This window comes from uncultured Maritalea sp. (genome assembly GCF_937139385.1).
GTDB classification, from domain to species: Bacteria; Pseudomonadota; Alphaproteobacteria; order Rhizobiales; family Devosiaceae; genus Maritalea; species Maritalea porphyrae_A.
This window is the reverse complement of sequence record NZ_CAKZPW010000271.1, coordinates 1-2,571: the sequence shown is the minus strand read 5'-3', so window position 1 is coordinate 2,571 and position 2,571 is coordinate 1. Positions and strand designations below refer to the sequence as shown.

Annotated in this window: 4 protein-coding genes; 3 read left to right on the top strand and 1 reads right to left on the bottom strand. The window is 49.5% G+C overall.

The genetic code is table 11. The features are described 5' to 3' along the window. The first annotated feature begins 183 nt into the window (after window positions 1–183). The 3 genes from Q0231_RS11105 to Q0231_RS11095 all read left to right on the top strand — a co-directional run bounded on the left by Q0231_RS11105 (window position 184) and on the right by Q0231_RS11095 (window position 2,149). Window positions 184–750 (top strand): hypothetical protein, encoded by a 567-nt coding sequence (locus Q0231_RS11105; protein WP_299347722.1) that lies wholly within the window; start codon window positions 184–186, stop codon window positions 748–750. A gap of 137 nt (window positions 751–887) precedes the next feature. Next, complete coding sequence (locus Q0231_RS11100; RefSeq protein WP_269394095.1) at window positions 888–1,637, top strand: glycosyltransferase family 2 protein; 750 nt, start codon at window positions 888–890, stop codon at window positions 1,635–1,637. Between the two features lie 143 nt (window positions 1,638–1,780). Further along, complete coding sequence (locus tag Q0231_RS11095; protein WP_299347721.1) at window positions 1,781–2,149, top strand: DUF4342 domain-containing protein; 369 nt, start codon at window positions 1,781–1,783, stop codon at window positions 2,147–2,149. A gap of 59 nt (window positions 2,150–2,208) precedes the next feature. Here Q0231_RS11095 and Q0231_RS11090 read toward each other — a convergent pair. Beyond that, the coding region (locus Q0231_RS11090; RefSeq protein WP_299347720.1) for a hypothetical protein at window positions 2,209–2,571 on the bottom strand (363 nt) is incomplete at its 5' end.

Below are 2,571 nucleotides of genomic sequence, written 5' to 3'. Positions count from 1 at the left end.
TACATGGATTTTATTCTTGACTTCTATATATTTTGTCACATTGAGTGATTTTTCGGAATGAAATGGAAAAAAATAATATCGAAATGAGACAAAAATGGAATTAGAAATTCTGAAAAATCCCCCGTTGATGGCGGTATTGGGCCGTTTGGGGCGAAGGGGGTATGTGATGTTTGTGTAAATGGCATGTTTCTTCATTATGCTAGCTACTTCCAATTACCTGAAGACGATTTGAAATCCATCGTAGATTTTTTGCTGGGTCAACATATGGCGGATGGCGGTCTTAATTGTCGCTCCAATCGCGGCAAACCACATCATTCGTCTCTGCATACAACCTGCTCGGTGCTAGAAGGGTTCTTGAGCTATTTGAATGCTGGTTACACATATCGCGCTGCTGATGTGCGGGTTGCGGTGCGACAGGCAGAAGAATTTATGCTTTTGCATCAATTGTTTATTTCGGACCGCACCGGTTTGTTGATTGAAAAACGTTTTCTAAAACTCTCTTATCCCTATCGTTGGTATTACTCCATCCTGCGCGCGTTGGATTATTTGCAGGCCGCAAAACACCCTTGGGATGATCGGTTGCAGCCCGCCATTGACGTGCTCAAAAAGAAACGTCGCAAAGATGGCCGCTGGAATGTGCAGGCCAAACATCCGGGGCAAACCCACTTTGATATGGAGCGGGCAGGGCAACCCAGCAGATGGGTTACGCTGTTTGCAATGCGGGTATTCAAACACTTCGGGGTTGAATAATTCTCCAATTTTGGGCATAACCCGCCCGCAGCATCGCTATTTGCGCCCATTATATGTAGTAATTGAGGGACGGGGATAGTTTTGAGCGAAGCGGCGGGGCATTTCATCTGATTGAAGTGCCAATTTAAGGAGCTCTCATGCAATTGGCATTTGTTATTCCGGCCTTTAACGAAGAAGGCCTAATCGGACGTTGTCTTGAATCTGTCACCAAGCGGGTGAAGAGTTCGGGCGTTGAATGCGAAATCATCGTGGTCAATAATGCTTCGACGGACCGCACCAAGGAGATCGCCCAGAGTTTTGAGGGCGTAACCGTTGTTGATGAGTTCGACAAGGGCTTGGTTTATGCGCGTCGTGCGGGCTTTAACGCCTCCACCGCTGAGCTTGTGGCTAACCTTGATGCAGACACCGAATTGCCAGACGGTTGGATTGAAACCGTCATGTCCACATTTGAGAAACGACCTGAGCTTGTTGGTCTAAGCGGTCCTTATATCTATTATGACCTTTCGCTTTGGAACCAAATGCTGGTGCGGTTCTTTTATTACATTTCCTTTGCGGTTTATTTGCTCAATCGCTTTGTGCTTAAAGTTGGCTCGATGATCCAGGGTGGAAACTTTGTGATCCGCCGTTCGGCTTGGCTTAAGGCTGGCGGTTATGACACCTCAATTTCCTTTTATGGCGAAGACACAGACATCGCTGTGCGGCTTTCAAAGGTTGGTCCGGTCAAATGGACCTTTAAGTTGCCTATGCGCACCTCTGGGCGTCGCTTGACCGAAGAGGGTGTGTTTCAGACCGCTGGGGTTTATGTTTTGAACTTTTTCTGGGTCACATTCCGCGGCAAACCGGCAACCAAGACCTACACAGACATTCGCCCCGGCGATAAAAGCTAAGCAAAATCAACTGAATTCGCCCCACTAGGGCACAGATTGAGGCATTTCAAGGCGCAGCGGCGGCAATTATTTGCCCCGTTGCGCCTTGTTCTTTGCGCGCTAATGCCCACATTTGGCGTACATTGCAGCAAAGGAGACCTATGATGGTTGATGAAAAGCGCAAAAATTCTGAAGAGCCTAAGGGCGGCTGGGAAAGCTTCACCGAAGAGATTGAAGTGGCGGGCAGCAAGCTTGTGGAAGAAATCACCAAACTGGTTTCTGAAGGCAATGTGCGCAAGCTACGTATCCGCTCGGCCAATGATGATTTGGTGATTGAAGTACCACTGACCGGCAGCGTGGTTGTTGGCGGTGTGGTGATGCTCGCAGCGCCGTGGCTTGCCATCCTTGGTGGCCTTGCTGGTGTGCTGGCTAAGGTGAAGATCGAAGTCATTCGGGATCCCAACAAAGCGGCAGGTGAAGATAATGCAGAAGATGCGCCTAAAAAGAAAAAGAAGAAGAAGGCAAAGTCTTAACTTTTGCTGGCCTAGCATGAACTCAACTTAGATGACCTCCCAAATATTTGCCCCGGTTCTTACCGGGGCTTTTTTTGTAAGGCCTTTGACGTCACAGTGCGCGGTACTCTGTTCGTGCCGCCGTCGCGCACCGCGTTCGCTCCGCTTTTTTTGGCGCTCTCGCCGCGCAGGCTGGTCTTTTGGCGCTCACGCCGCCCAGTCTGGCCCGGCACCGCCGGAAGGTTTTTGCATGCCGCCGGTGTGTTTTCCCATGCTGGCGGCACGCCAACAGGATTGGCTGTCCCGGACTTGATCCGGGACCTAACTTCCAAACCAAAGCACGAAAAATCGTCCGACACGCAGAAGCGCTCAGAGTGTGAATTGAGTTGCGGTAGCACGAGGAATTTATGGTCTCGTCTTATGGTATAGAATCTAAATGAGAC

Bases quoted from the DNA above. Each gene is read 5' to 3' on its own strand.
- Q0231_RS11105 (WP_299347722.1), top strand. From the start codon at position 184: ATGTTTCTTCATTATGCTAGCTACTTCCAATTACCTGAAGACGATTTG.
- Q0231_RS11095 (WP_299347721.1), top strand. From the start codon at position 1,781: ATGGTTGATGAAAAGCGCAAAAATTCTGAAGAGCCTAAGGGCGGCTGG.
- Q0231_RS11100 (WP_269394095.1), top strand. From the start codon at position 888: ATGCAATTGGCATTTGTTATTCCGGCCTTTAACGAAGAAGGCCTAATC.